The sequence below is a fragment of the Corynebacterium sp. MSK032 genome, from assembly GCF_030232065.1.
In the GTDB taxonomy this organism is placed as follows: Bacteria; Actinomycetota; Actinomycetes; order Mycobacteriales; family Mycobacteriaceae; genus Corynebacterium; species Corynebacterium jeikeium_D.
In genome coordinates this window covers 1-365 of sequence record NZ_JASPJR010000046.1, presented here as the reverse complement: position 1 = coordinate 365, position 365 = coordinate 1, and the positions used below count along the sequence as shown (strand labels likewise).

Below are 365 nucleotides of genomic sequence, written 5' to 3'. Positions count from 1 at the left end.
GCAATGATGAGGTACTCTCCGCCCTAAAGATGCTGTCCGGCTTCGATGATGACATCGCCCGCGATTGCACTCGCACTATCAATCGGCTTCGCAGTATCCTCACCCAGATCTATCCCAGCCTGGAACGAGTTTTTGCTGGTAGCACTCTGACTCGCACGCCAATCCTGGAATTATTGATCCATTACAAGGGACCGCAGGGGCTAAAAAGAGCCGGATACCAACGAGTGCTGAACTGGATGATCAAGCGCACACGTAAAGACCCCACCCCGCTGGTAGACGACATTTTTGCAGCGCTGAAAGCTCAAACAGTCACCGTGCCTGGAAGCGATGCCGCCGAGTTAGTAATTCCTCAACTGGCTGCAAAC

1 protein-coding gene is annotated in these 365 nt (G+C 53.2%); it reads left to right on the top strand.

The genetic code is table 11. From position 1 onward, the window contains the following. Positions 1–365 (top strand): IS110 family transposase (locus tag QP995_RS10835; protein WP_350309324.1); only part of this gene is annotated, 365 nt, incomplete at both ends.